The sequence below is a fragment of the Pseudomonas sp. NPDC008258 genome, assembly GCF_042956345.1.
In the GTDB taxonomy this organism is placed as follows: Bacteria; Pseudomonadota; Gammaproteobacteria; order Pseudomonadales; family Pseudomonadaceae; genus Aquipseudomonas.
Genome location: NZ_JBIBGE010000073.1, coordinates 2,868 through 4,299 on the forward strand (window position 1 = coordinate 2,868; position 1,432 = coordinate 4,299).

Below are 1,432 nucleotides of genomic sequence, written 5' to 3' on the forward strand. Positions count from 1 at the left end.
TTCAGGCGACGAAGTGGTTGATACCATGCTTCCAAGAAAAGCTCCTAAGCTTCAGATAACTGGGAACCGTACCCCAAACCGACACAGGTGGTTAGGTAGAGAATACCAAGGCGCTTGAGAGAACTCGGGTGAAGGAACTAGGCAAAATGGCACCGTAACTTCGGGAGAAGGTGCGCCGGCGAGGGTGAAGGACTTGCTCCGTAAGCTCATGCCGGTCGAAGATACCAGGCCGCTGCGACTGTTTATTAAAAACACAGCACTCTGCAAACACGAAAGTGGACGTATAGGGTGTGACGCCTGCCCGGTGCCGGAAGGTTAATTGATGGGGTTAGCGCAAGCGAAGCTCTTGATCGAAGCCCCGGTAAACGGCGGCCGTAACTATAACGGTCCTAAGGTAGCGAAATTCCTTGTCGGGTAAGTTCCGACCTGCACGAATGGCGTAACGATGGCGGCGCTGTCTCCACCCGAGACTCAGTGAAATTGAAATCGCTGTGAAGATGCAGTGTATCCGCGGCTAGACGGAAAGACCCCGTGAACCTTTACTATAGCTTTGCACTGGACTTTGAATTTGCTTGTGTAGGATAGGTGGGAGGCTTTGAAGTGGGGACGCCAGTTCTCATGGAGCCATCCTTGAAATACCACCCTGGCAACTTTGAGGTTCTAACTCAGGTCCGTTATCCGGATCGAGGACAGTGTATGGTGGGTAGTTTGACTGGGGCGGTCTCCTCCCAAAGAGTAACGGAGGAGTACGAAGGTGCGCTCAGACCGGTCGGAAATCGGTCGTAGAGTATAAAGGCAAAAGCGCGCTTGACTGCGAGACAAACACGTCGAGCAGGTACGAAAGTAGGTCTTAGTGATCCGGTGGTTCTGTATGGAAGGGCCATCGCTCAACGGATAAAAGGTACTCCGGGGATAACAGGCTGATACCGCCCAAGAGTTCATATCGACGGCGGTGTTTGGCACCTCGATGTCGGCTCATCACATCCTGGGGCTGAAGCCGGTCCCAAGGGTATGGCTGTTCGCCATTTAAAGTGGTACGCGAGCTGGGTTTAGAACGTCGTGAGACAGTTCGGTCCCTATCTGCCGTGGACGTTTGAGATTTGAGAGGGGCTGCTCCTAGTACGAGAGGACCGGAGTGGACGAACCTCTGGTGTTCCGGTTGTCACGCCAGTGGCATTGCCGGGTAGCTATGTTCGGAAGAGATAACCGCTGAAAGCATCTAAGCGGGAAACTTGCCTCAAGATGAGATCTCACTGGGATCTTGAATCCCCTAAAGGGCCGTCGAAGACTACGACGTTGATAGGTTGGGTGTGTAAGCGCTGTGAGGCGTTGAGCTAACCAATACTAATTGCCCGTGAGGCTTGACCATATAACACCCAAGCAATTTGCTCATGCAGATTGCGGTGGTGAAGACGAAAGAACCGAAAGTTCG

General features: G+C 52.9%; 1 rRNA gene (running past one end of the window). It reads left to right on the top strand.

Going from position 1 to position 1,432, the window contains the following annotated elements:
- Nucleotides 1–1,369 (top strand): 23S ribosomal RNA (locus tag ACFY9W_RS28975) (it extends 1,569 nt beyond the left edge of the window).
- The last annotated feature ends 63 nt before the right edge of the window (nt 1,370–1,432 follow it).